The organism is Bradyrhizobium yuanmingense (assembly GCF_029167105.1).
GTDB lineage: Bacteria > Pseudomonadota > Alphaproteobacteria > Rhizobiales > Xanthobacteraceae > Bradyrhizobium > Bradyrhizobium yuanmingense_A.
This window is the reverse complement of sequence record NZ_JARFML010000045.1, coordinates 22,972-47,804: the sequence shown is the minus strand read 5'-3', so window position 1 is coordinate 47,804 and position 24,833 is coordinate 22,972. Positions and strand designations below refer to the sequence as shown.

21 protein-coding genes are annotated in these 24,833 nt (G+C 65.5%); 11 read left to right on the top strand and 10 right to left on the bottom strand.

All coding sequences use genetic code 11. From position 1 onward, the window contains the following. Positions 1-23: 23 nt before the first annotated feature. On the top strand, positions 24-1,163 hold the full coding sequence (locus P0R31_RS36085) for an acyl-CoA dehydrogenase family protein (RefSeq protein ID WP_275519592.1): 1,140 nt from the start codon (positions 24-26) through the stop codon (positions 1,161-1,163). Positions 1,164-1,306: 143 nt separating this feature from the next. Here the strand turns inward: P0R31_RS36085 and P0R31_RS36080 are convergent, their stop codons facing one another. The 10 genes from P0R31_RS36080 to P0R31_RS36035 all read right to left on the bottom strand — a co-directional run bounded on the left by P0R31_RS36080 (position 1,307) and on the right by P0R31_RS36035 (position 12,859). Next, complete coding sequence (locus P0R31_RS36080; protein ID WP_275519624.1) at positions 1,307-2,344, bottom strand: amino acid ABC transporter substrate-binding protein; 1,038 nt, start codon at positions 2,342-2,344, stop codon at positions 1,307-1,309. A gap of 87 nt (positions 2,345-2,431) precedes the next feature. After that, positions 2,432-3,025 carry a L,D-transpeptidase gene (locus tag P0R31_RS36075; RefSeq protein WP_275519590.1) on the bottom strand — a complete coding sequence of 198 codons (594 nt, stop codon included), beginning with the start codon at positions 3,023-3,025 and terminating at the stop codon, positions 2,432-2,434. Between the two features lie 352 nt (positions 3,026-3,377). After that, positions 3,378-4,349: a hypothetical protein gene (locus P0R31_RS36070; protein ID WP_275519588.1), complete on the bottom strand. Its 972-nt coding sequence runs from the start codon at positions 4,347-4,349 to the stop codon at positions 3,378-3,380. A gap of 104 nt (positions 4,350-4,453) precedes the next feature. Next, positions 4,454-5,017 carry a thioredoxin family protein gene (locus P0R31_RS36065; protein WP_036020278.1) on the bottom strand — a complete coding sequence of 188 codons (564 nt, stop codon included), beginning with the start codon at positions 5,015-5,017 and terminating at the stop codon, positions 4,454-4,456. Between the two features lie 30 nt (positions 5,018-5,047). Then, positions 5,048-5,746 (bottom strand): cytochrome c biogenesis CcdA family protein, encoded by a 699-nt coding sequence (locus tag P0R31_RS36060; protein ID WP_275519586.1) that lies wholly within the window; start codon positions 5,744-5,746, stop codon positions 5,048-5,050. Positions 5,747-6,233: 487 nt separating this feature from the next. Beyond that, complete coding sequence (locus tag P0R31_RS36055) at positions 6,234-6,845, bottom strand: sigma-70 family RNA polymerase sigma factor (protein WP_275519584.1); 612 nt, start codon at positions 6,843-6,845, stop codon at positions 6,234-6,236. Between the two features lie 432 nt (positions 6,846-7,277). Then, positions 7,278-8,009 carry a response regulator gene (locus tag P0R31_RS36050; RefSeq protein ID WP_036020286.1) on the bottom strand — a complete coding sequence of 244 codons (732 nt, stop codon included), beginning with the start codon at positions 8,007-8,009 and terminating at the stop codon, positions 7,278-7,280. A gap of 39 nt (positions 8,010-8,048) precedes the next feature. Then, the gene (locus P0R31_RS36045; protein ID WP_275519582.1) at positions 8,049-9,794 is read right to left on the bottom strand and encodes an ATP-binding response regulator; all 1,746 of its coding nucleotides are present in this window, start codon (positions 9,792-9,794) and stop codon (positions 8,049-8,051) included. Beyond that, positions 9,764-11,794: a sensor histidine kinase gene (locus tag P0R31_RS36040; RefSeq protein WP_275519622.1), complete on the bottom strand. Its 2,031-nt coding sequence runs from the start codon at positions 11,792-11,794 to the stop codon at positions 9,764-9,766. The genes P0R31_RS36045 and P0R31_RS36040 overlap by 31 nt, the downstream gene beginning before the upstream one ends. 54 nt (positions 11,795-11,848) lie before the next feature. Continuing rightward, entirely contained in the window at positions 11,849-12,859 is a 1,011-nt protein-coding gene (locus P0R31_RS36035) for a TRAP transporter substrate-binding protein (RefSeq protein ID WP_343299359.1), read from the bottom strand. 281 nt (positions 12,860-13,140) lie between these two features. On the opposite strand from P0R31_RS36035, the gene ugpB reads away from it, so the two are divergent. The 10 genes from ugpB to P0R31_RS35985 all read left to right on the top strand — a co-directional run bounded on the left by ugpB (position 13,141) and on the right by P0R31_RS35985 (position 24,818). After that, positions 13,141-14,481 (top strand): sn-glycerol-3-phosphate ABC transporter substrate-binding protein UgpB, encoded by a 1,341-nt coding sequence (gene ugpB / locus P0R31_RS36030; protein WP_275519620.1) that lies wholly within the window; start codon positions 13,141-13,143, stop codon positions 14,479-14,481. Positions 14,482-14,732: 251 nt separating this feature from the next. Next, the gene (locus P0R31_RS36025) at positions 14,733-15,692 is read left to right on the top strand and encodes an aminoglycoside phosphotransferase family protein (protein ID WP_275519578.1); all 960 of its coding nucleotides are present in this window, start codon (positions 14,733-14,735) and stop codon (positions 15,690-15,692) included. Positions 15,693-16,056: 364 nt separating this feature from the next. After that, complete coding sequence (locus tag P0R31_RS36020) at positions 16,057-17,676, top strand: ABC transporter substrate-binding protein (protein ID WP_275519576.1); 1,620 nt, start codon at positions 16,057-16,059, stop codon at positions 17,674-17,676. A gap of 209 nt (positions 17,677-17,885) precedes the next feature. Next, positions 17,886-18,899, top strand: coding sequence for an ABC transporter permease (locus tag P0R31_RS36015; protein ID WP_275519574.1), 1,014 nt, complete (start codon positions 17,886-17,888; stop codon positions 18,897-18,899). A 212-nt stretch (positions 18,900-19,111) separates the two neighbouring features. Further along, positions 19,112-20,011, top strand: coding sequence for an ABC transporter permease (locus P0R31_RS36010; protein ID WP_036020304.1), 900 nt, complete (start codon positions 19,112-19,114; stop codon positions 20,009-20,011). 280 nt (positions 20,012-20,291) lie between these two features. Next, positions 20,292-22,100, top strand: coding sequence for an ABC transporter ATP-binding protein (locus P0R31_RS36005; RefSeq protein ID WP_275519572.1), 1,809 nt, complete (start codon positions 20,292-20,294; stop codon positions 22,098-22,100). A 26-nt stretch (positions 22,101-22,126) separates the two neighbouring features. Further along, positions 22,127-22,306, top strand: coding sequence for a DUF4089 domain-containing protein (locus P0R31_RS36000; protein ID WP_036001861.1), 180 nt, complete (start codon positions 22,127-22,129; stop codon positions 22,304-22,306). Positions 22,307-22,310: 4 nt separating this feature from the next. Beyond that, the gene (locus P0R31_RS35995) at positions 22,311-23,702 is read left to right on the top strand and encodes an AtzE family amidohydrolase (protein ID WP_275519570.1); all 1,392 of its coding nucleotides are present in this window, start codon (positions 22,311-22,313) and stop codon (positions 23,700-23,702) included. A 1-nt stretch (position 23,703) separates the two neighbouring features. Then, positions 23,704-24,099: an oxalurate catabolism protein HpxZ gene (hpxZ, locus tag P0R31_RS35990; RefSeq protein ID WP_275519569.1), complete on the top strand. Its 396-nt coding sequence runs from the start codon at positions 23,704-23,706 to the stop codon at positions 24,097-24,099. Then, positions 24,096-24,818 carry a GntR family transcriptional regulator gene (locus P0R31_RS35985; protein ID WP_275519567.1) on the top strand — a complete coding sequence of 241 codons (723 nt, stop codon included), beginning with the start codon at positions 24,096-24,098 and terminating at the stop codon, positions 24,816-24,818. The genes hpxZ and P0R31_RS35985 overlap by 4 nt, the downstream gene beginning before the upstream one ends. The last annotated feature ends 15 nt before the right edge of the window (positions 24,819-24,833 follow it).

Below are 24,833 nucleotides of genomic sequence, written 5' to 3'. Positions count from 1 at the left end.
GATTTCGAATCGGAAACACGCACATGGCCCTCGTCCTCACCGAAGAACAATCCATGCTCCGCGACTCCGCGCGCGGGCTGATCAGCGACAAGGCGCCGGTGTCGCACCTGCGTCACTTGCGCGACAGCAAGGACCCCACCGGCTTCTCCAGGGAGCTTTGGCATTCGTTTGCCGAGATGGGGTTTGCCGGCCTGCTTGTGCCGGAAGAGTACGGCGGCAGTGGTCTTGGCTACGTCGAAGCCGGAATTATCATGGAGGAGATCGGCCGCACCTTGATGCCGTCGCCCTTCCTCGCGACATCAGTGGTGGCGGCATCAGTGCTGACCCGCGGCGGCAATGCCGCGCAGAAATCGGAATATCTGCCGAAGATCGCGAACGGCTCGCTGCTCGCGACGCTCGCGATCGACGAGGGCGCCAAGCATCGCCCGCTGCAGACCAGCCTCAAGGCCGTGCGCGCCGGCAACGGCTTCAAGCTCTCCGGCGCCAAGGCGCTGGTGGTCGACGGCCACGTCGCCGATCTCCTTATCGTCGCCGCGCGCACCGCGGGCGCTGCCGGCGAACGCGAGGGCCTGACGCTGTTTCTGGTCAACCCCAAGGCCAAGGGCGTTGCGATCGAGCGCACCATCATGGTCGATGCGCACAATGCGGCGCGAATCGAGTTCGCCAATGTCGAGGTCACCGCCGACAGCGTGCTCGGCGAGGTCGACCAGGCGGCCGGCCTGCTCGATGGCGTGCTCGATATCGGCCGCGGCGCGGTCGCCGCCGAAATGGTCGGCCTCAGCGACGAGGTGTTTGGCCGCACCGTCGAGTACCTGAAGGGCCGCAAGCAGTTCGGCAAGCTCATCGGCGAATTCCAGGCGCTGCAGCATCGCGCCGCCGAGCTCTATATCGACATCGAGATCACCCGCGCCGCCACCATGAAGGCGCTGCAGGCACTGGATGCCGACATTGCCAAGGCCGCACCCGCCGTCGCCGTCGCCAAGGCGCGCGCCGGCACCACCGCCACCCGCGCGGTGCAGGAAGGCGTGCAGATGCATGGCGGCATGGGCATGACCGACCAGTTCGACATCGGCTTCTTCATGAAGCGCGCCCGCGTCTGCGAGGAGCTGTTCGGCGATGCGAACTACCACACCGAGCAGCTAGCCAGGGCGCGCGGATATTGAGGCTGGGGCAATAGCGCGAACCGTCATGGCCGGGCTTGTCCGGCCATCCACGTTCTTAACGCGCCTCAAAAACATGGATGCCCGGGACAAGCCCGGGCATGACGATTGAGAGGGTGACTCGCAACGACGACGGTGAGACCGCCTTACCGCATCGGCGGTGCGTACTGCACGCCACCTGCGTTCCACAGCTGGTTCATGCCGCGCGGGATCTTCAGCTTCGACTTCTCGCCGATGTTGCGATCATACATCTCGCCGTAATTGCCGACGTGGCGGATGATGCGCGCGGCCCAGTCCTTGGTGAGGCCGAGCTGCTCGCCGTAGCGTCCTTCGGTGCCGACGAGGCGCATGACTTCCGGCTTCTTCGACTTCAGGGCCTCGTCGATGTTCTCCGAGGTCACGCCGAGCTCCTCGGCGTTGATCATCGCATACAGCGTCCATTTCACGATCATCATCCAGTCGTCGTCGCGCTGGCGCACGACGGGGGCGAGCGGCTCCTTGGAGATCATGTCCGGCAGGATCATGTGGTCGCCGGGCTTCGTCAGGTTCAGCCTGAGAGCATAGAGCTGAGAAACGTCGGCGGAGAACGTGTCGCACTTGCCGGTGTCGTACGCCTTCACCACGTCGTTGAGGTTATCGAACTTCACCTCTTCATACTTCATGTTGTTGACGCGGAAGTAATCGGCGACGTTGAGTGTCGTCGTGGTTCCGTTCTGCACGCAGACCTTGCTATCTGCCAGGTCCAGCGAGGTCTCCTTGTTGCGCGTGCGCGGCACCATGAAGCCGACGCCGTCGTAATAGGCCACGGCCGGGAAATACAGGTCGTAGTCGAGCTCGCGCGCCATGCTCCAGGTCGTGTTGCGCGAGAGGATGTCCACCTTGCGGCTCTGCAGCTCCTTGAAACGCTCGTTGGCGTCGAGCGGAACGAACTTCGCCTTGCCGGGGTCGTTGAAGATCGCCGCGGCCACCGCGCGGCAGAAATCGACGTCGAAGCCGGTCCAGTTGCCCTTGTCGTCGGGGATCGAGAAGCCCGGCAGGCCCTTGTTGACGCCGCACAGCACCTCGCCGCGGCGAACCGTGCGCCTCAGGGTGCGCGTGTCGTAGAACTCGTAAATGATCGCCCCAACGGCGACCAACACGGCGAGGGCGAGCCCGATCAGCAGGCCGCCACGAAAAGTGCGCATCATGTTGCTCTCTCGAAAGTATCGGAAAGGGAATGGGAGGAGGGCATGGAGCATGATCCCGAGGGATCATGCTCAAACCTGTGGCCGTTACAGCTCGGGCTTCTGCCGGATGACGACCTTGGTGCCGAGAGGGACGCGGTCGTAGAGATCGGCGACGTCTCTGTTGACGAGACGGAAGCAGCCCGACGACACCTTGGTGCCGATCGTGTCGGGTCGGTTGGTGCCGTGGATGCGGTAGACGGTGGTGCCGAGATACATGGCGCGGGCCCCCAGCGGGTTGCCCGGGCCGCCGGCCATGAAGCGCGGCAGATAGGGCTGGCGCTGGATCATCTCCGGCGGCGGCGTCCAGTCCGGCCACTCCTTCTTGTTGGTGATGGTCACCAGCCCCTGCCACTGGAATCCGTCGCGGCCGACGCCGATGCCGTAGCGGATGGCGCGCCCGCCGGGCTGCACCAAATAGAGGTGACGTTCGGCCGTCGAGACGATGATCGTGCCCGGCGGCTCGGTGGTGCGGAAGTAGACCACCTGCTTCTGCCATTCCGGCTCGAGCTGGTACCCGTCATCGGCGATCAGGCCCGGCTCGTCGCCGCGGTCCGGCTGCTGGGCGAAGGCGTGCGGCGTGGACAGGACCAGTCCCATCGCAGCCACGAAAATCCCGGTCAGGCGACGAAAATCCGTCATTCAAGCTCTCCCCGCTGCCACAGCGCAAATCATTCGGAACCATCAAACCTGAGGGGCAAGTTCATGGCAAGTTGATGGCGCGCCACCCTGGCATGTCACGAGAATGCTTTGGTTTTTTGACGGGCTCGGCGCAATGCCACGAACAGGGGATGGCGCGAAAAGCATAGGTGGTACCGCAGTGGTGGTCCGCTCCCTCCCCCGCTTGCGGGGGAGGGTTGGGGAGAGGGTGCTTCCGCAATGGACCCTCCCAGAGGATAGAACCCTCACCCGCCGCTTCGCGGCGACCTCTCCCGCAAGCGGGAGAGGCTCAGACCGAACGCGCGGTGAGATCGAGGCCGACAATTTGTGCCAGCTAAATCTTGTTGCTCGCCGCCGGGATCCCGAGCCGCCGCACGATCTCGGCTCCCACGGCGCGGGCCTCGACGCGCGAGCCGATGCGGGGGCTGCGAAACCGCCGCCCCGAATGCAGCCGGATCACCACGATGCAATGCTCGTCCTCGGAGCGGCCGCGGCGCTCGACCGTGATCGTTTTCACGTCGGGTCCGGCGATGCGGTCGGCGCGCAGGCTGCCGTCGCCCCACAGGCGCTCGACGCGAATATCGTTCGGCCCGATGATCCAGAACGCGCCGGTCGCAAGGTTGGCATAGCGATAGACGGCGAATGCGGCGATCGCGCCCAGCGGCAGCAGCAGGATATCGACATGGCTCGGCGAGAGGCCGCGCCACAGTTTGTAGGCATAGGGGGCCGCGGACAAAGCCACCGCGATCAGTGCGACGATGCGGATCTCCCGTGCAGGAAACGCCTCGAGAGGCTCGCCGAGATGCATCTCGGGATTGCTGGCATCGAGCGGGTTGCTCGGCGCCTCGACATTTGGAACGCCGAAATGCGCCGCGATCCACGCCACGGTGTCGCGGACATGGGTGACATCGGAAATAGGCGGCGAAGTCAGCCGCTCGCCCGAGGCCAGGGTGAAGACGAGCTGGAAGCGGGCCTTTACCCTCTTGCTGCCGGGGACCTGCAGCGCCGTGATCTCGTCCTTCCCGACGAGGCGCGTCCTTAGTTTTCCGAACGGCCGTTGCCGGCCGATCAGGATCTCGTCCGCCGTGATGATCCACACCACCGCCGGCGCCATCATGATGCCGACGACGAATCCGGCTCCCACCAGCAGCGCCACAGTCGATATCGTGATTTCCAGGAGGTCCTGCGTGAACAGTCCCGGCGTGAAGCAGAGCGCAACGGCAGCCGCAGAGCCGGCCACGACCAGCCGCTGCGCGATCGAGGAACCTTCACGAAGGCGGATGTCGGTGCTGGTGGTCGCGTCCATTGCGGGCGGCTGATTGGCGTCGGTTGCGAAACTCCACGGACGGCTCCGTGGAGTCAAGCAACAAGGGCGACAGTTGAAGCCCGCCGCGCGATGACCGTGCGGCGTCAGCTGCTCGCGTTCAACAGCTTGGCCACCGTGCGATCGATCTCGTCATAGCTGCCTTCGCCGGCGTGCTGGAACACGATCTTGCCGCTCTGGTCGACGATGTATTGCGCCGGCCAATATTGATTGCGATAGGCGTTCCAGGTCTTGGACTCGTTGTCCTGCGCCACCGGATATGTGATGCCATGGCGCTTCAGCGCGGCCTGCACGTTGGCGGCGGAGCGCTCGAACGGGAATTCCGGCGTGTGCACGCCGACCACGACGAGGCCTCGATCCCGGTACTTGGCGTAGAGGCCGGTGACATGCGGCAGCGTGTTGACGCAGTTGACGCAGCCATAGGTCCAGAAATTGACCAGCACAACCTTGCCGCGGAGATCGGCGATATGAAGCGGCTTCGAGTTGAACCAGTTGGTGATGCCGGTGAAGTCGGGCGCGGCCTGCTGGTTCGCGGCGGCGGTGACGACAGGCGCGGCGCGTGCGGCCTCGTCGCAGATGCCGGGGATGACGGCGCCGGTCACTGTGATGCCGATCAGTGCAGCAGACATTGCGAGCAGCTTGAGAGTCATGGAAAGCGTCCTCCGGTGAAGATGAGGGGATCACAGGCCGATTTGGCCGGTGGGGTAGAAGCCGGTGAGCCACGCCACGATCAGCGTGTCGTATTGGAAATAAGCGGCGACCGCGAAGCCGATCACGACGACGCCAAAGCCCTGCTGCAGCCGCGGCGAGATGCGCGCGAGACTGCGCACACGCGTGGTCGCGGCCTGTCCGCCGTAGGCGATCGCCAGCATCGGGATCGCAGCGCCAATGGCATAGGCGACCAGCAGCGTGCCGGCCCAGCCGAGATTCCTCGATGTCGCAACCAGCGTCAGGATCGAGCCGAGCACGGGCCCTGCGCAGGGCGTCCAGACCAGGCCCAGCGTCGTGCCGAGGATCAGCCCACCGATTGCGCCCTCGCGCTGCGTGGCGCCGGTGTTGCCGAGATCGAGCCAGCCGTTGATCCGGATCGACAGCCATTCGAACGGCGCCGGCCACAGCATCAACAGGCCGAAGCCGAGCAGCAGGACCGCAGCCACCTCGCGCAGCACGTTCGGATCGAAATCGAAGGCCCGCGTGATCGCGCCGAGCGCCAGCGCGACCACCGAGAAGGAAAAGACGAAGCCGAGCGCGATCATCGCGGGTCGCAGATGCCCCGCGCGCCCGATCGAGGCGCCGAGCAGGATCGGCAGCATTGGCAGCGTACAGGGCGCGGCGATGGTGAGGATGCCGGCGAGGAGAGCAAAGAGCAGGTCGAGCATGAGGCACTCGTGAGGGAGGTCACGAGGGCAGTTCGCGTGCGGTGGGACCGTCGTTACGCAGCGTCACGGCTTCGTGACGGGGTGCTGTCTGGGGAGGAGAACATCAACCCCGGTCAGAGCGGCGGTGTGCTCCCTCCCCCGCTTGCGGGGGAGGGGCTGGGGAGAGGGTGCTTCCACAACGGGATACTCCCCCAGAGGAAAGAACCCTCACCCGCCGCACTCTGCGAGTGCGTCGGCCTCTTCCGCAAGCGGGAGAGGCGGGAACTCGCGGCAACCACTCCGGGCCCAAATAAAAACGACCCGGACGGGGCATCGTCCGGGTCGCTGGAGGTCTTGGGAGGTTTAACGAAACCCTATGGGAGCTTTATAGAGGGGAAGTTTTTCCGCCTGATGTTGTCGTTTGTTTCAATTGTTTCGCCGGCGGTAACGCTTCCGTGTCCGGGGAGAGGGCCAAAGCGGAGGTCCTATCCCCTTGAAATCATTATTGTTAAGCGGCGAAACGGTCGACGCCGGCGCCCTTAAGCAAATCGGCGAGTTGCTTGCGGGCATAGAACATCCGCGTCTTCACCGTGCTCTGGGGGATGCCGATGATCTGGCCGACCTCCTCCACCGACTTCTCGTGGTAGTAGACGAGGGTGATGATCTCGCGGTGTGCCGGCGACAGCTTCTGCACGCAGGCGCGCAGGATGGCGCTGGTGTCGCTGCGGTCGAGCGAAGTCTCCGGCGTGTCGCAATCATCAGGGATCTGACGCACGTCCTCCTGATCGATGTCCTCGAAGCGGCGCTGGCGCATTGCGGTCAGCGCCTTGAAGCGGGCGATCGAGAGCAGCCAGGTCGACACCTGCGAGCGGCCCTGGAACTGGCCGGCGGTCCGCCACACATCCAGAAACACCTGGCTGACCAGATCTTCCGCCGTGGTGGCGTCGCGCACGATGCGCAGGATGAAGCGGTACACCCGTACATTGTGCCGGCAGTAAAGGATGTGCATGGCCGTCCGGTTGCCGCCCGCAATGCTTTCGAGGAGCATGTCGTCCGAGGTCGCCTGAGCGGCAATGATGCTCTGGCTGGCTTGGGCGTTGATGGCGATGACGTTCGGCATGGACTTGGCTCCCCGTAGCGCCGCAACCGAGCGGCGTTTCCTTGGGTCAAAGTGTTAATGAGCCAACGTTTCGGGACGTCTGCACCAAAGGGGGAAAATGGTTTCGTGCGCCGCCAAATTGTTTCGCGGCAACGGCCGCGACGAAACATTCGGGGCAAAAAGCCGTGGAATTTCAACATACGGGAAATACGGGAGTGCCATTCGGGGCCGGACGGACGCGCCGCGGAACGAATCCCGGTGACTTGCGTTTGGTCGCGCCACACCTATTGCTGTCGTCCCGGGGGCGCGAAGCGAGCCCGGGACCCATAGCCCCAGGGGGAAGTCTGGCGCGAGCTTGCCAACTCCGAATCTTCGCCAAACCACGGCCTGTGGTTATGGATCCCGGGCTCGCGCTGCGCGCACCCCGGGATGACGGCGGAGTGTGGGTCTGCGCTACGCCTTCTCGCCCTGCGGCGAGAACAGATAGCCGCCGCCGCGGATGGTGCGGATCACGGCAGGCTTGGCAGGGTCGGGCTCGATCTTGCGGCGGATGCGCATGATGCGCAGATCGACCGCGCGGTCGAAAGCTTCGGCGTCGCGGGCGTTGGCAAGCTCGAGCAGGCGCTCGCGCGACAGCACGCGCTTCGGATTGGCCGCGAACACCTTGAGCAGCCCGAACTCGGATGCGGTCAGCGGATGCTCGTTGCCCTCGTCATCGCGCAAGGCCTGCGCTTCGAGGTCGAGCCATTTGGTGCCGAAGCGCACCAGCTGCTCCTTGTCCGACTTCGCCGCCGGCGCGTCTGCCGCCTTGGCCGGTCCGCTCCGCCGCAGCACCGAGCGGATGCGCGCCATCAGCTCGCGCAGCTCGCAGGGCTTGGCCACGTAATCGTCCGCGCCGAGCTCGAGGCCGACGACGCGGTCGATCGGGCTCGCGGTCGCCGTCAGCATGATCACCGGCACGTTGATGCGGCTCTTGAGGTCGCGGATGATCGAGAGCCCGTCTTCCTCGGGCATATTGAGGTCGAGCACGACGAGATCGGGCATGCTGCCCTGGATCGCGGCGCGCAAGGACTTGCCGCCGTCGCACAGCGTCACGGTGAAGCCGTGCATCTTGAGGTAATCGCCGACCATCTCCCGGGCCGGAGCCTCATCGTCGACGATCATGATGTGCTGGCTTTGGGTCATGGGCTTTGCATCACGGGCTTTGCATCACGGGCTTTGGCATCACGGCATTTCTGTCGCGGGGAGGGTGATGGTGAAGGTCGAGCCCTTGCCGGGGCCCTCGCTCTCGGCGGTCACCTCGCCGCCGTGCATGTCGATGATACGCTTGACGATGGAGAGCCCAAGTCCCGTCGAGCTCTCGCCGGCGGTCGGCTTGGCCGACAGCCGCTGGAACCTGCCGAACAGGCGGCCGAGATCCTCCGGCGACAGGCCGGCGCCCTCATCGCTGACGCTGACGACGGTGTCGCTGCCCTCGTGGACCACGGTGACGTCGATCTTGCCGCCGATCGGCGAGTATTTGATGGCGTTGCTGATGAGATTGTCGATCGCCTCGCGGATGCGGTCGGTGTCGCACATGGTGACGATGTTGGGTGGCGCGGTGACGCTGATCGCCTGCTGCTTGTTGACCGCGAGCGGCTGGTTGGCCTCGGCGACCTCCTTGACCAGCGCGGCGACGTCGACCGGCTCGCGGCGGATGGTGATGTCGAAGGCATCCGCCATCGCGTCCGAGATCAGATGATCGACCATCGTGGTCAGGCGCTTGGTGGCGTCGCGGATGTGGTCGACCTGGGCGACGACCCCGCTTTCCGAGGCGCCGGTCGAGATCAGCTCCTTGAGCATCTCGGTGCGGCCGAGAATGACGCCGAGCGGGTTCTTCAGGTCGTGCGCGACGGTGCCCAGGATCTCGTTCTTGAAGCCGTTGGCGCGCTGCAGCCGCAGCCATTGCGCCGAGAGGCGGCGGTTGGCCTGCATCAGGGCGCGGGTGCGCTGGGCGACGCGGTCCTCCAGCTGGGCATTGGCGTCCTGCAGCTGCTGGTAGAGGATCACGTTGTCGAAGGCGATCGAGAGCCGGCTCGAGAAGATCTCGACCAGCGAACGGTCGGTCTCCGACAGCTCGCGCTCGGCCTGGAGCAGCACCACGACCTCGCGGCCCGATCCGGTGCGCAAATAGATCACGCTGCGATGGTCGGCGAACTCGTTCTTGCGGCGCTGAAACGCGGCCTCCACCATCTCGCGCAGCTCGGGGTCGAGCGCCTTCGATGAGGTGGTGCCGATGAAGCGGCTGTAGCAGCCGCTGCCGGCGAGCACCGAGAGCTCGGGATCGATGCCGCCATTGTCGCGCAGCACCAGGATGCCGGCGCAGTCGACGTTGAGGAGCGAAGCGAGCTGGGTCAGGACGCCCTCGGCGAGCCGCTGCATCGACTTGAAGTCGTACAGCGTGGACGCCGCGTCGATGATGATCTCCAGCCCGCGCCGCGTCTGCACCATGCGCTCGAGCTGCTGATAGGAGCGCAGCGCCGCGGTCAGCGAGGTGAACAGCTTGTCGGCGGTGAGCTCGGTCTTGGCCTTGTAGTCGTTGATGTCGTACTGCACGATGACGCGCCGCTCCGGCGCCTGGCCGGGCTGGCCGGTGCGCAGGATGATGCGCACGGTCTCGTTCCGGATCTCGTTGCGGATGAACTCGACCAGCTCGAGGCCGGCGACGTCGGTCTCCATGATGACGTCGAGCAGCACGGCGGCGATGTCGCGGTGCTCGGCCATCAGCTTGCGGCCTTCGGCCGCGGAATAGGCCGACAGGATCTCCAGGCTCTGGCCGTTCAGGCTGTAGTCCGACAGCGCGAAACGCGTGCCGTCATGCACGGCCGGATCGTCATCGATGACGGCGATCTTCCATTTCCGGGCGTTGCTGTCCTCCGACGCGGTACCGGTATCGTCGATCAGGTGGAGGACATCGTCCTGTTCGGCCATTGCGAAGATCCGTCACTTTCTGTGCTTTGCGCGCCGCCCTTGGCGACGCGGGGCATGATAATGCGAAAAGTAGTGCCTTGTCCCAGCTTGGATTCCAGCATCATCCGGCCGCCGAGCTGCTGGGTGACGAGGTTATAGACGATATGAAGGCCAAGTCCCGTGCCGCCTTCATTGCGCCGGGTGGTAAAGAAAGGGTCAAAGGCCTGGCGCTGCACGTCCGGGGTCATGCCGGCCCCGTCGTCGGAGAAGCTGATCTCGATGTCCTCGGTCCCGCGCGGCCGCGCCGAGATCGCGATCCGGCCGGCGCGGCCGTCGGCGAAGGCGTGGTTGGCGGCGTTGAGGAAGAGGTTGGTCAGGATCTGGCCATAGGAGCCGGGATAGCCGTCGAGCAGCAGCCCCTCGGGGACGTCGACCTCCAGTGTGATCGGCGAGCGCTTCAGGACGGGCTTGAGGCTGGCGATGATCTGGTCGGTGGCTTCGCTCAAGGAGAACTGCCGCCGCTCGGCATGGGACCGGTCGACCGCGACCTGCTTGAACGACTGGATCAGCTCGCCGGCGCGGGTCAGGTTGGCGACGAGCTGCTGCGAGGCGTCGCGCGAGGATTGCACGAACTCCTCCAGCTGCGAGCGGCGCAGGCCGCCCTCGCCCTTGAGCTGGGCTTCGAAAATCTCGGTGCGCCGGGCAAAGCTCGAAGCCACCGTCAGGCTGATGCCGATCGGGTTGTTGACCTCGTGCGCGACGCCGGCAACCAGGCCGCCGAGCGCGGCCAGCCGCTCGGCATCGATCAGGTTCTGCTGCGCGGTGTTGAGCTCGAGCAGGGCGCTCTCGGCCTTTTCCTTGGACGCGCGCAGCTCGTCCTCGGTCCGGCGCTTGGCGATCGCGTTCTCGCGGAACACCTCCACCGCGCGCGCCATGGCCCCGACCTCGTCGCGCGCTTTCGTTCCCTGCACCTCGCGGTCGAGGTCGCCGAGCGTGATCGCGCGCATCGCGGACATGATCTGCTGCAGCGGCAGGCGGATCGACAGCGCGATCAGGACGCCCGCGGTGAGGATGATGCCGAGGAAGATCACCGCGATCGACAGCACCCGGCGCGAGATGTCCGCCAGCGTGCGGTCGAACGTCTCCTGCGCCTTCTGCTCGCGCTGGCGCATCTTGGTCGAGAGGTCGTCGATGGCGCCGATCGCCTCGGCCTGGCTGGCGTCGATGGTGTTGCGGAGCAGCTCGGTGCGGCTCGCAAGCTGCTCGGAGAGCTTTGCAAAGCCCTCGCGAAGTGCGGCGGTGCGGGCCGCGAGCCGCTGCAACGCCATCTTCTGCAGGTCGTTGTCGGCGAGATCGATCATGACCGGGATGGTCCTCTCGATCGTCTCGGTGTGGCGGCGCGCGTCGTCGGCGGCGCCCGACGACTGCGACAGATAGTAGGAATTGGCCGCGACCAGCATCGCGGTGAAGGCCTCGCGGGATTTGCCGAGCGAGGGCCAGATCAGCGCGTCGCGATGGCCGGTGGCGCCCTCGATGATGGAGTAGAGGCCCGCCATGTCCCTGGCGGGGCCCTGCACCTGCTCCTCATAGGTCTTGGCGATGGTGGACTGCACGCTGCGTAGCTCGCCGAAGCCGTTGAGGAAGCGGTCGGTGGTGCGCTCCAGCTCCTCGACCGAGCCCGACAGCATCGGGTCCTTGGCGGCGCGATTGGTCAGCGTGCCCAGCACCGCCTCGCGCAGCAACAGGATCTCGGCGAACAGGTCGGGGCTCGGCTGGTTGATGTAGCGGTGGATCAGGTTCTGCAGCCGTCCGGTCTCGCTTTCGAGCAGCGCCAGGATCCGGTCGGACTCGCGCACCCGGCGCACGTCGTCCCAGGCCGAGCCGAGCACCTGCGCGCCGTTCCAGATCATCGCCACCAGCACCACGACCACGGCGGAGTTCAGCGCGGCGATCGACAGGATGCGCCAGCGGATCGGCACCGCCCGCAAGAGGCCGACGATGCGCGCGCGCAGCTGCCCGATCGGGCCGGGCGGCTTGTCCGCGTGTTCGCTATGTCCAAGCGCAGCCAACAGGCCTCACTCCACCTTGCGAATCCGTTCGATCAGCGCGGCCGCCGCGGGGTCGGCTTCCGCCTTGGCGTAGATTGCGGCCATCGCCTCCTCGAACGGCTCGCGGTCGATGTCCCTGATGATGGTCACGCCGGCTTCCTGCGCCTTGCGCTGCGACTGGTCCTCGAGGTCACGCCACTTCTCGCGCATGAACCGGCTGGAGCGCTGCGCGGCCTCCTTAAAGATCGTCTGCTCCTCCGCCGACAGGCTGTTCCAGGCCTTCAGCGAGATCACCAGCACCTCCGGGCTCATCGTGTGCTGGGTGAGCGTGTAGTGGCCGGCATGCTTGTAATGATTCGTGGTCACGAAGGATGGCCAGTTGTTCTCGGCGCCGTCGATCAGATGGTTGGCAAGCCCGGTGAGCACCTGCCCGTACGGCAGCTCGACCGGTTCGGCGCCGAGCGCGCGCATCATCTGGCTCATCAACTCCGACTGCTGCACCCGGATCCGCAATCCCTTGAGGTCCGCGATGGTCTTCACCGGGCGGACCCCGTTATAGATCGACCGCGCACCCGAATCGTAGAAGGCGAGCCCGACGAAACCGTAGGGCTCGAAACTGCCGAGGATCTCGCTGCCGACAGGCCCGTCCAGCACCTTTTGCATGTGCTCGATGGACCGGAACAGGAACGGCATCGCCAGCACGTTCATCGCCGGGACGAAATTGCCGATCAGGGCGACATTGGTCCGGTTCAGGTCGATCGCACCGGCCCGGGTCTGCTCGATGGTCTCCTTTTCCTCCCCGAGCTGGCGAGAGTGGAACACCTTGATCTCGTGGCGGCCCTTGGTGCGCTCGGCGATCAGGGCGCCCATGTAGCGCAGCGCCTGGACGGTCGGGTAATCCTCGGCCTGGGTATCGGCGGCGCGAAATTCGCGCGCAACCGCGCTCGTCGTGCGCATGCTCGACGAGACTGCGACAAGCAGAAGCGCGACGAAGACCACCCCGGTCCGCGAGAGTTCGGCACGGCTCGACACTGGCACACTCAACCCCTCAGTGGTGGAGTCTATGGCGGAAGGAAAAGGTTCAATGCAATTTAAAGCGTTTTCAAGCGAAGTGGATACCGGTTCGCGTAAAGAAAACGCGTCAAACCAAGAATCTAGCGCCCCGTTCCGATCGGCCCGGGGCGCTAGCAGATGGTCAAGGGAAGGCCATCCCGCTTGGTTCCGCGAGCCGATTGAGCGGCGCGGCCGGCGTTCATTCCCGGTTGAAACGGCCAATGCCGGGCCTTAAGCAGGACAGCCGCCTCGTCGTCGCCTGCGGCCTGGGAAGAGCCATCGTGAGGTCAGCATTGCGCCTTTTGCAGCTCGTCGCCGCCTTTGCGGCCCTCTCATTGGCCGCCCCCGCGCGCGCCGCCACCGAGATCGCCTGGTGGCACGCCATGTCCGGCGAGCTCGGCCGGCAGCTGGAAAAGCTCGCCGCGGACTTCAACGCCTCGCAGTCCGACTACCGCATCGTGCCCGTCTACAAGGGCAATTACACCGAGACCGTGACCGCCGCGATCTTCGCCTTCCGCTCGCGCAGCCAGCCCGCCATCGTCCAGGTCAACGAGGTCGCCACCGCCACCATGACCGCGGCCAAGGGCGCGATCTATCCGGTGTTCAGCCTGATGCGGGACCAGGGCGAGCCGTTCTCGCTGGGCGATTACCTGCCCGCGGTCTCCGGCTATTACACCGATGCGGCGGGCAATCTGCTGTCTTTCCCGTTCAATTCCTCGACGCCGATCCTCTACTACAACAAGACCATGTTCCGCGACGCCGGCCTCGATCCGGAGGCGCCGCCGAAGACCTGGCCGGAATTGGCAGCGGCCGCCAAGCGCCTGCGCGACCGCGGCGCTGCGTGCGGCTTCACCACGTCCTGGCCGTCCTGGGTTCATGTCGAGAACTTTTCCGCGTTCCACAATCTACCGCTCGCCACCCGCACCAACGGCTTTGCCGGCCTCGATGCGGAATTGACCATCCACAATCCGATCGTGGTCAAGCACATCGGCCAGCTTGCCGAGTGGCAAAAGACAAAACTGTTCGACTATAGCGGCCGTGGCCAGTCGGCCGAGCCGCGCTTCCAGAAAGGCGAGTGCGGCATCTTCATCGGCTCCTCGGCGACGCGCGCCGACATCAAGGCCAATTCGAAGTTCGAGATCGGCTACGGCATGATGCCCTACTGGCCCGATGTGAAGGGCGCGCCGCAGAACTCGATCATCGGCGGCGCCACGCTGTGGGTGCTGCGCGACCGTCCGCGCGAGGAATACAAGGGCGTGGCGCGGTTCTTCGCCTATCTGTCCCAGCCCGGCGTGCAGGCCGCCTGGCACCAGAACACCGGCTATCTCCCCGTGACCCGCGCCGCCTTCGAGCTGACGCGCGCGCAAGGCTTCTATGAGCGCAATCCGGGCTCGGCGATCTCGTTCGAGCAGATCACGCTCAATCCGCCGACCGAGAACTCCAAGGGCATCCGGCTCGGCTCCTTCGTCCTGATCCGCGGCGTGATCGAGGACGAGCTCGAGCAGGCCTTCGCCGGCCACAAGAGCGCGCAATCAGCGCTCGATTCTGCCGTCGAGCGCGGCAACAAGCTCTTGCGCCAGTTCGAGCGCGCAAGTCCGGAGCGGTAGGGTGTGTTGCGATTAGGTCTCGCCGCCGCTGCGAACGAGGTGCGCTCCCTCCCCCGCTTGCGGGGGAGGGTTGGGGAGAGGGTTCTCTCCACGTTGGGATTGTCTGAAGTCTGCGGAGAGTGTCCCCACGTGGAGAGAGCCCCCACCCGGCGCTTCGCGCCGACCTCCCCCGCAAGCGGGAGAGGTGCACCGTCTCCTTGGCTTGCACCGGGTCAACCAAAGTTGCCCCTGCAGTCGATACGCGAGTGCAGATGACAATCACGCAGTCGCAACAACTCCCTCACCTCATCGACGCCGCAAGCCTCCGCGCCTTCCGCTCCGCGTCCCCGCAATGGTTGCCGATCGCCCTCGACATCGCGCGCAGCCACGGCCTCGATGCCGGCTCCCCGCATGTATTTGCGACCGGCACCAATCTCGTGGTCGGCCTCGGTGACAGGCTGATCCTGAAGATCTTTCCGCCGCTGCTCGCGGCGCAATTCGTCTCGGAGCGCGCCGCGCTGACGCAGCTCAAAGGCCGTCTGCAGCTGCCGATCCCCGAGATCGCCGCGGAGGGGATCCGCGATGGCTGGCCCTATCTCGTCATGACGCGTCTTGCCGGCACGCTCGGCTCGGAGGTCTGGCCCTCACTGCCGGAGCCGCAGAAGGAGCGTCTGCTGCGCCAGATCGGCGAGACCATTGCGAGCGTGCAGCGTGCGCCGCTTGGACCGCTCGCGCATATCGAGCCGCGCTGGGACGCGTTCGTGCGCCGGCAGATGCAGGGATGCAGGGCGCAGCACGAGCGTCTCGGCCTTGCGCCAAAATTCCTCGCCGGTCTCGACGATCTCCTCCACGATGCCGCAAGGCTGATCCCGATGGACGCGCCGCCGGTGATCCTAATCGGCGAATACATCCCCGAGAATTTTCTGCTCGCCTGCCATGATGGCGAGTGGTCGCTCGGCGGCCTGTTCGATTTCGGCGACGTGCTCACAGGGTGGCGCGACTACGATCTGCTCGGCCCCAGCGCCTTCATGGCGGCGGGCCGGCCGGGAAGGGTGAAGAGCCTGCTCGATGGCTTCGGCTATACGGCGCTGGATTTCACCCTCAAGCGCCGCCTGATGGCCCTGATGCTGCTGCACCGCGCCAGCGACCTCAACAGCCACATCTGCATCGAGGGCTGGCAGGAAAGGGCGGATGACCTGGTCGAGCTGCAGGAGCTGATCTGGCCGGGCTGAACGCTGCTCGTCATTCCGGGGCGCGCGCAGCGCGAACCGGAATCCATTTCTCTACACGTGCCGCGGCCCGATGGATTCCGGGCTCGATGCTGCGCATCGCCCCGGAATGACGGCTGGGGGCTCGGCGCGAGCGCCGGTGCCAAGGTTGGGCCCGTCGCCTTCACAATGGGCTGTCAAGTCGATCAGCCTAATTTTTGAGCGAAATGCTCGTCTTTGTATGCAATCAAGCCGGTCACGCTGTGTAGCGAAAATGAAGAATGGTTTTGAAAATCAGTTGCTTACAAAGAATTTAGTCTTCCGTTAAGCCTTGGCACAAACCTTGCGAATCCAGTTCCAGCCAAAAACTTTGTGTTGGAGCGATTTCATGAAGCGCCGCGATTTCCTCAAATCCGTTTCCGGGTTGGCCGCTGGCGCGGCGCTTCCGGCCATGCCGTCCGTGATCTCCTCGGCCAAGGCCGATGCCCGCTCGGAGACGCTGCTGATCGTCTCGGAAGGCGGCCCCAACAATCTCGACATCCATGGCATCGGCACCAACGTGCCCGGCTATGAAGTCTCCTGGAATTGCTACGACCGCCTGATCAGCCACGAGATGAAGAGCGGTCCCGGCGGCGTGCCCTATTACGACCGCGACAAGTTCAAGGGCGAGCTCGCCGACGACATGAAGATCGACGACATGTCGGTCACCTTCAAGCTGAAGAAGAACGCCAAATTCCACGACGGCGCGCCGGTCACGGCGAAAGACGTGAAATGGTCGCTCGACCGCGCCGTCAGCGTCGGCGGCTTCCCGACCTTCCAGATGAGCGCGGGTTCGCTCACCAAGGCCGAGCAGTTCGTCGTGGTCGACGATCACACCGTGCGCGTCGACTTCCTGAAGAAGGACAAGCTGACGATCCCCGATCTCGCCGTCATCGTGCCCTGCATCGTCAATTCCGAGCTGGTGAAGAAGAATGCCAGCGAGAACGATCCCTGGGGCCTCGAGTTTACAAAACAGCAGACCGCCGGCTCCGGCGCCTACAAGGTGACGAAGTGGACCGCCGGCACCGAAGTGATCATGGAGCGCAATGAGGATTGGGTCGGCGGTCCGCTTCCCAAGATCAAGCGCGTGATCTGGCGCATGGTGCCGCAGGCCGGCAACCGCCGCGCGCTGCTCGAGCGCGGCGATGCCGACATCTCCTATGAACTGCCGTTCAAGGATTTCCAGGAGATGAAGGCGAACGGCAAGCTCAACGTGGTGTCGCTGCCGTTCTCCAACGGCATCCAGTATATCGGCATGAACGTGACCAAGCCGCCGTTCGACAATGTGAAGGTGCGGCAGGCCATCGCCTATGCGCTGCCGTATCAGAAGATCATGGACGCCGTGCTGTTCGGCCTCGGCAATCCCATGTTCGGCGCAAAGGACAAGGCGACTGAAGTCGCCTGGCCGCAGCCGCACAAGTACAACACCGACATGGAGAAGGCGAAGGCGCTGCTGGCTGAGGCCGGTTACGCCAACGGCTTCGAGACCACGATCTCGTTCGATCTCAACTTCGCCGGCGTCAACGAGCCGCTCTGCGTCCTCGTGCAGGAGAGCCTCGCCCAGCTCGGCATCAAGACCACCATCAACAAGGTGCCCGGCGCCAACTGGCGCACCGAGCTCAACAAGAAGGAGATGCCGCTCTTCACCAACGTGTTCTCGGGCTGGCTCGATTACCCCGAGTACTTCTTCTACTGGTGCTATCACGGCAACAATTCCGTCTTCAACACCATGAGCTACAAGTCGGCGGCGATGGACAAGTTCATCGACGGTGCGCGCACGGCGGCCGCCACCGGCGACAAGGCAACCTACGATGCCGACGTGAAAGGCTTCGTCGATCTCGCCTTCGCCGACGTCCCGCGCATCCCGCTCTACCAGCCCTTCGTCAACGTCGCGATGCAGAAGAACATCAGCGGCTACCAATACTGGTTCCACCGGCGGCTGGACTATCGCGCGATGGCGAAGGGGTGAGGTGCGATGGGTGAGGTGAGCACGGTTCTCTCTTACCCTCCCCCCTTGTGGGAGAGGGTGGCTCGCCGCCTAGCGGCGAGACGGGTGAGGGGTGTCCACGAACTCAGACCTCGCTTGCGGCTACCCCTACCCCCAACTCTCTCCCACAAGGGGAGAGGGGGCGTAGCGGAGTGCGGGGCGCAATCTCATTCCCACATCAGGAGCACCCCATGCTGACCATGATCGGCAAGCGCCTGATGTTCGCGATCCCCTCGCTGATCGGCGTCGTCATCGTCACCTTCCTGCTGACGCGCGCGCTGCCGGGCGATCCCGCCGCCTACTTCGCCGGCCCCGCCGCGACCAAGGAAGCCGTCGAGCAGATCCGCAAGAAACTCGGCTTCGACAAGCCGCTGATCGAACAGTTCTTCCGCTATGCCAACGATCTCGCCCACGGCGATTTCGGCAACTCGCTGACGACCGGCCAGCCGGTCGCGACCGAGATCCGCAATCGCCTGCCGGCCTCAGCCGAGCTGACGCTGCTCGGCCTGTTCGTGTCCGTTGCGATCGCCATTCCGCTCGGCGTGCTGGCGGCAACGCGGCCGGGATCATGGATCGACCATCTCTGTCGGATCACGACCACGGCCGGCGTGTCGCTGCCGGTGTTCTTCACCGGCCTCGTGCTGGTCTATGTCTTCTATTTCCGGCTCGGCTGGTCGCCGGCGCCGCTCGGCCGTCTCGACGTGTTCTATAGCGCGCCGCCGACGGTGACAGGCTTCTATCTGATCGACACCCTGATCGCGCGCGATCTCGAGGCGTTCCGCTCGGCGCTGAGCCAGCTCATTCTTCCCGCAACGACGCTCGCGATCTTCTCGCTGGCGCCGATCGCGCGCATGACGCGCGCCTCCATGCTCGCGGTGCTCGCATCCGAATTCGTCCGCACCGCGCGCGCCAGCGGCCTGTCGCCGGCAACCGTGATCGTCACCTACGCGTTCCGTAACGCGATGCTGCCCGTCATCACCACGCTCAGCATGGTGTTCTCGTTCCTGCTGGGCGCCAACGTGCTGGTGGAGAAGGTGTTCGCCTGGCCCGGCATCGGCTCCTATGCGGTGGAAGCGCTGATCTCCTCCGACTTCGCGCCGGTGCAGGGTTTTGTCCTCACCATGGCCGTCATGTACGTGCTGCTCAATCTCGTGATCGACATTTTGTACGGCGTGATCGATCCCCGCGTCAGGTTGGAGGGGTAGCGAATGATGACCGCGTTCGATGCAAGCCACGCAAACGGTGCGCTCCCTCCCCCGCCTGCGGGGGAGGGCTGGGGAGAGGGTGTCTCCGCGGTCGAGAACCCCCAAGAGGAGAAAGCCCTCACCCGCGCCTTCGGCGCGACCTCCCCCGCAAGCGGGAGAGGTGAAGCCAGCTCGCGGCTCGTCCGGTTATCCCAACGCCCAGGAGTGAAGCCATGAGCTCCGTTGCGCCTGCTGTTGAACCCGTCGGCCCCGCCCGCACGTCGGGCCTCGTCGCGATCCTCGAGCAGACCCGTTACGTCCTCGGCGAGAACAAGGTCACGGGCTTTGCCTTCGCGCTGCTCCTGATCATCGTGTTCGCCGCGCTGTTCGGCCCCTATGTTGTGCCTTACGATCCGCTCGCGTCCGACACCGCGGCTGCGCTGAAGCCGCCGTCGGCGGCGCACTGGTTCGGCACCGATCAGCTGGGCCGCGACATCTTCAGTCGCGTCATCGTCGCCACGCGCCTCGACTTCTTCATTGCGATCGCCTCGGTCGCGCTGGTGTTCCTGATGGGCGGCCTTGCCGGCATCGCGGCTGGCTATTTCGGCGGCTGGACCGATCGCATCGTCGGCCGCATCGCCGACACCATCATGGCCTTTCCGCTGTTCGTGCTGGCGATGGGCATCGTCGCCGCGCTCGGCAACACCGTGCAGAACATCATCCTGGCCACCGCGATCGTGAACTTCCCGCTCTATGCCCGCGTCGCGCGCGCCGAGGCCAATGTCCGCCGCAATGCCGGCTTCGTGCAGGCCGCGCGTCTGTCAGGCAACGGCGAATTCCGCATCCTCCTGGTGCACATCCTGCCGAACATCATGCCGATCATGATCGTGCAGATGTCGCTGACCATGGGCTACGCCATCCTCAACGCCGCCGGCCTGTCCTTCATCGGCCTCGGCGTCCGTCCGCCGACCGCCGAATGGGGCATCATGGTCGCCGAAGGCGCGGGCTTCATGGTGTCGGGCGAATGGTGGATCGCGCTCTTCCCCGGCCTTGCCCTGATGATCGCCGTGTTCTGCTTCAACCTCCTCGGCGATGGCCTGCGCGACATCGTCGACCCCCAGCGGAGGACGTGATGGTTGGTCTAAGAACGCGCGTCTTGCTTCGCCTCTCCCCGCTTGCGGGGAGAGGCCGGGCCGCGACAGCGGACCGGGTGAGGGGGACTCTCCGCGAACTCCCCCGCCAGCCGTTTGCGCCGATAGAGGCCCCTCACCCCAACCCTCTCCCCGTAAGAACGGGGAGAGGGAGCGACAGAGCTGTGTCCGCCGCGCGCCTGCTGAAATTCTCCAATGATTCCAATGGCGCTTCTACTGTGCATGGGGTTGTTTTCGAGTGTTTGAGTGACGGGAGCCGTCCATGACCGCCCAGCCGCTGCTCGACGTTCAGGACCTCACGGTCGAATTCACCACCCGCCGCGGCATCGTCAAGGCGGTGCAGCACGTCAACATCTCCGTGGCCAAGGGCGAGACGCTCGCCATCGTCGGCGAGTCCGGCTCCGGCAAGTCGGTGACCTCATACGCGGTGATGCGCATCCTCGACCGCGCCGGCAAGATCGCCGAGGGCTCGGTGATGTTCTCCGGCATCGACGTGAAGGCGGCGACCGAAGACCAGATGCGCGATTTGCGCGGCCGCGAAGTCTCGATGATCTTCCAGAACCCGCGCGCCGCTCTGAACCCGATCCGCAAAGTCGGCGACCAGATCGAGGACGTCCTGCGCACCCATGTGCAGCAGGCCCAGGTCGCCGATCACGGCGAGAAGGCGATCGAGGCGCTCGAGCAGGTCAAGATCGCCCGCCCGCGCGAGCGCTATCACGCCTATCCATTCGAGCTGTCGGGCGGCATGTGCCAGCGCGTCGTCATCGCGCTGGCGCTGGCCTGCAATCCGCAGCTGCTCATCGCCGACGAGCCGACGACCGGATTGGATGTCACCACGCAGAAGGCGGTGATGGACCTGATCGTCGAGCTGACGAAACGCCGCGCGATGTCGACCATCCTGATCACGCACGATCTCGGTTTGGCTGCCGCCTATTGCGACCGCGTCGTCGTGATGGAGAAGGGCCGCGTCGTCGAGACCGCCACCGCCGCCGACATTTTTGCGAACCCGCAGCACCCGTATACGAAGAAGCTGATGCGCGCGACGCCGCGGCTCGGTGTGTCGCTGCGAGACTTGCTGCCGGAAGAGGAGGGCGCCTCTGTCATGGCCGGGCTTGACCCGCCTGCGGGGCCGAAGCCCCTTCGGCGCGGCGAAGGCCCGGCCATCCATCACGCTTCGCAAGATTCGTCTCAGGCGATGGACCCCCGGGTCAAGCCCGGGGGTGACGAGAATCCAAAGCCCCTCCTTCTCGTCGACAAGCTCGTCAAGGAATATCCCCGCCAGGGCGCGACCGCCGTGCTCGGCAAACTGTTCGGCCGCAAGCCGGCTGTGGAGCCGGACGTGTTCCGCGCCGTCGACGGCATCAGCTTCGTGATTGGTCATGGCGAGAGCGTCGGTCTCGTCGGCGAATCCGGCTGCGGAAAATCGACCACGTCGATGATGGTGATGCGTCTGCTCGACCAGACTTCCGGCCTGATCCAGTTCGACGGCGAGGACATCGGCGGCATTCAGCCTGCCGCCTTCGCCCGGCTGCCGCAGCGCAGCCGCATCCAGATGGTGTTCCAGGACCCAACCGACAGCCTCAACCCGCGCTTTACCGCAGCGCGCGCGATCGCCGACCCGATCATGCAGCTTGGCGATATCAAGGGCCGCGACGCGCTCCGCGCCCGCTGCGAGGAACTCGCCACCATGGTCGGCCTGCCGCACAATCTGCTCGACCGCTTTCCGCACCAATTGTCCGGCGGCCAGAAGGCCCGCGTCGGTATCGCCCGGGCGATCGCGCTGCATCCCAAGCTCGTCATCCTCGACGAGCCGACCGCGGCGCTGGACGTCTCCGTGCAGGCCGTGGTGCTCAACCTGCTGCAGGATCTGAAACAGCGGCTAGGTATGAGTTATCTGTTCGTCTCGCATGATTTGAACGTGGTGCGCTTGTTGTGCGATCGTGTCATTGTGATGCGGACCGGACGGATCGTCGAGGAGGGCTCTTCCGAGCAGGTTCTCGGCGATCCCAAGGACGACTACACCAAGGAGCTGCTGACGGCGATCCCGCATCCGCCGTTGCCGACACACTGAGACTGCACTGATTGCTTGAGAGCGTGATGGCCGAACCCCTGGACGACTATATCGACGCCGTATCGAAGGCGCTGGCGCTGCCGATCGAGGAGGCCTGGCGGCCTGCCGTTCGCGCCAACCTCGAGGTCTCGCTGCGGCTTGGCCGTCTGGTCGACGAATTCGCGCTGCCGGACGAAACCGAGCCGGCGCCGATCTTCACGGCCTGACACCATGTCCGCCAAGCCAGAGACGGCCTCCGAGATCGCGAGTGCGGTTGCGGGGCGCAAGATGTCCGCGCTCGCTGCCACCGAAGCTGCGCTCGCGCGCATCGAGCGGCATGACAACATCCTCAATTCCTTCACCGACGTCACCGCCGAACGCGCCCGCGCGAAAGCGCGCGCGATCGATGCCGACATCGCCGCGGGCGGGAAAGTCGGTCCGCTCGCCGGCGTACCCTTCGCGGTCAAGAACCTGTTTGATGTCGCGGGCCTTTCAACGCGCGCCGGCTCGAAGATCAACCGCGACCTCGCGCCCGCCAGGCGCGATGCGACGCTGATCGAGCGGATGGAGGCGGCCGGCGCCGTTCTCGTCGGCGCGCTCAACATGGGCGAATACGCCTACGATTTCACAGGCGAGAACATCCACGACGGTCCCTCGCGCAATCCGCATGACACCACGCGGATGAGCGGCGGCTCCTCCGGAGGCTCGGGCAGCGCCGTCGGCGGCGCGCTGGTGCCGATCGCGCTCGGCTCCGACACCAATGGCTCGATCCGCGTGCCGTCGTCCTTCTGCGGCATCTTCGGCCTGAAGCCGACCTATGGCCGGCTGTCACGCGCGCGCTCCTTCCCGTTCGTGGCGAGCCTGGACCATCTCGGCCCGTTTGCGCGCTCCGTCGCCGATCTCGCGCTCGCCTATGACGCGATGCAGGGTCCGGACGCAGACGACGGCGCCTGCACCACGCGCGGGCCAGAGCCCGTCGCGCCGCTGCTCGATGTGTCCATCTCGGGCTTGCGCGTTGCGATAGCCGGCGGGCACTTCCAGAAGAACGTGTTCCCGGAAGCGGTCGAGGCCGTCAGCCGCGTCGCCAAGGCGCTGGGCGCAACGCAAGTGGTGGATGTTCCCGAAGCCTCGCGCGCCCGGGCGGCGGCTTACGTCATCACCACCACCGAAGGCGCTTCGCTCCACCTCGATCGCCTGCGCAAGCGCCCGAACGACTTTGACCCGGCGGTGCGCGACCGGCTGATCGCGGGCGCCATGGTGCCGGCGCCGCTGGTCGACCGCGCGCAAAAATTCCGCCGCTGGTATCGCGCACAGCTTGCCGAGATCTTTCGATCGGTCGACGTGCTGCTGGCGCCGGCGACGCCCTGCACCGCGCCGAAGCTCGGACAGGTCAATTTCAACCTCGACGGGGTCGAGCTGCCGGTGCGCGCCAATATCGGCATCCACACCCAGCCGATCTCCTTCATCGGCCTGCCGGTGGTCGCGGTCCCCGTGCCGCTCGAGCCGCTGCCGATCGGCGTGCAGATCATCTGTGCGCCCTGGCGCGAGGACATCGCGCTGCGCGTCGCGCACGCATTGGAGAGGATGGGCGTCGTCGCTGCGCCCGTGCCGAGAGGATTCTAAGATGCAGATCGATCTCCCCGACGTGATTGCGGAAGTCAAAGCCGCGTTCGAGCGCTATGAGCAGGCCCTCGTCAGCAACGACGTCGCGGTGCTCGGCGAGCTGTTCCGCAACGATCCGCGCACCTTGCGCTACGGCATCGGCGAGAACCTCTATGGCTACGAGGCAATCTCCGGTTTCCGCGCCGGCCGTTCGCCGGTCGGCCTCAAGCGCCGCACCGCCAAAACCGTGATCACCAGCTATGGCCGTGACACGGCCGTGGCGTCCACCTTGTTCTATCGCGATACGGCTCCCGGCAAGGTCGGCCGGCAGATGCAGACGTGGATACGTTTTCCGGAGGGCTGGCGCGTCGTCGCCGCTCATGTCAGCATCATCGAGGAGCCGAAAGAGACCGTATGACGCTTGATGATCTTCCGCAGGGCGCATTGCCGGCCGAGCCGGTGGTGCCGCGCGTTGACCGTGCATCGCCGTCGCTGCTGAAGGTCACGCGCGCCGAGGAGCTGCGGTTGCAGCTTGCCGACGAGATCGTGCGGGGAGCGCTGGCACCGGGCTCGCCGCTGGACGAGACCGACATCGCGCGGCGCTTCAACGTCTCGCGCACGCCGGTACGCGAGGCGCTGCGCCAATTGGTGGCGAGCGGCCTCGTCGAGGCGCGGCCGCATCGCGGCGCCGTGGTGGCGCGGCCATCCGTCGAGCGGCTGAAAGGCATGTTCGAGGCGATGGCGGAACTCGAGGCCTTGTGCGCCGGTCTTGCTGCCGAACGCATGTCGCCGGCGGAGCGTCACGGCTTGGAGGGCGTCCACGAGGAGCTGCGCGTGCTGAGCTACGCCGGCAATCCCGAGCGTTTCCACGAGGTCAACGAGCGCTTCCACAACGCGATCTATGCCGGCTCGCAGAACGGCTACATCGCCGAGATCACGCTCGCGACCCGCGTCCGCGTGCAGCCGTTCCGCCGCGCCCAGTTCCGCAACCTCGGCCGCCTCGCCAAGTCGCAGGCCGAGCACGACCGCGTCGTCGTCGCCATCATGCGGGGCGACAAGCAGGGTGCCGCCGCCGCCATGCGAGCGCATATCGAGCTGGTGCGCGGGGAGTATGAGATCTACGCGGTGTCGGTGTAGTTTGTAGGGTGGGTT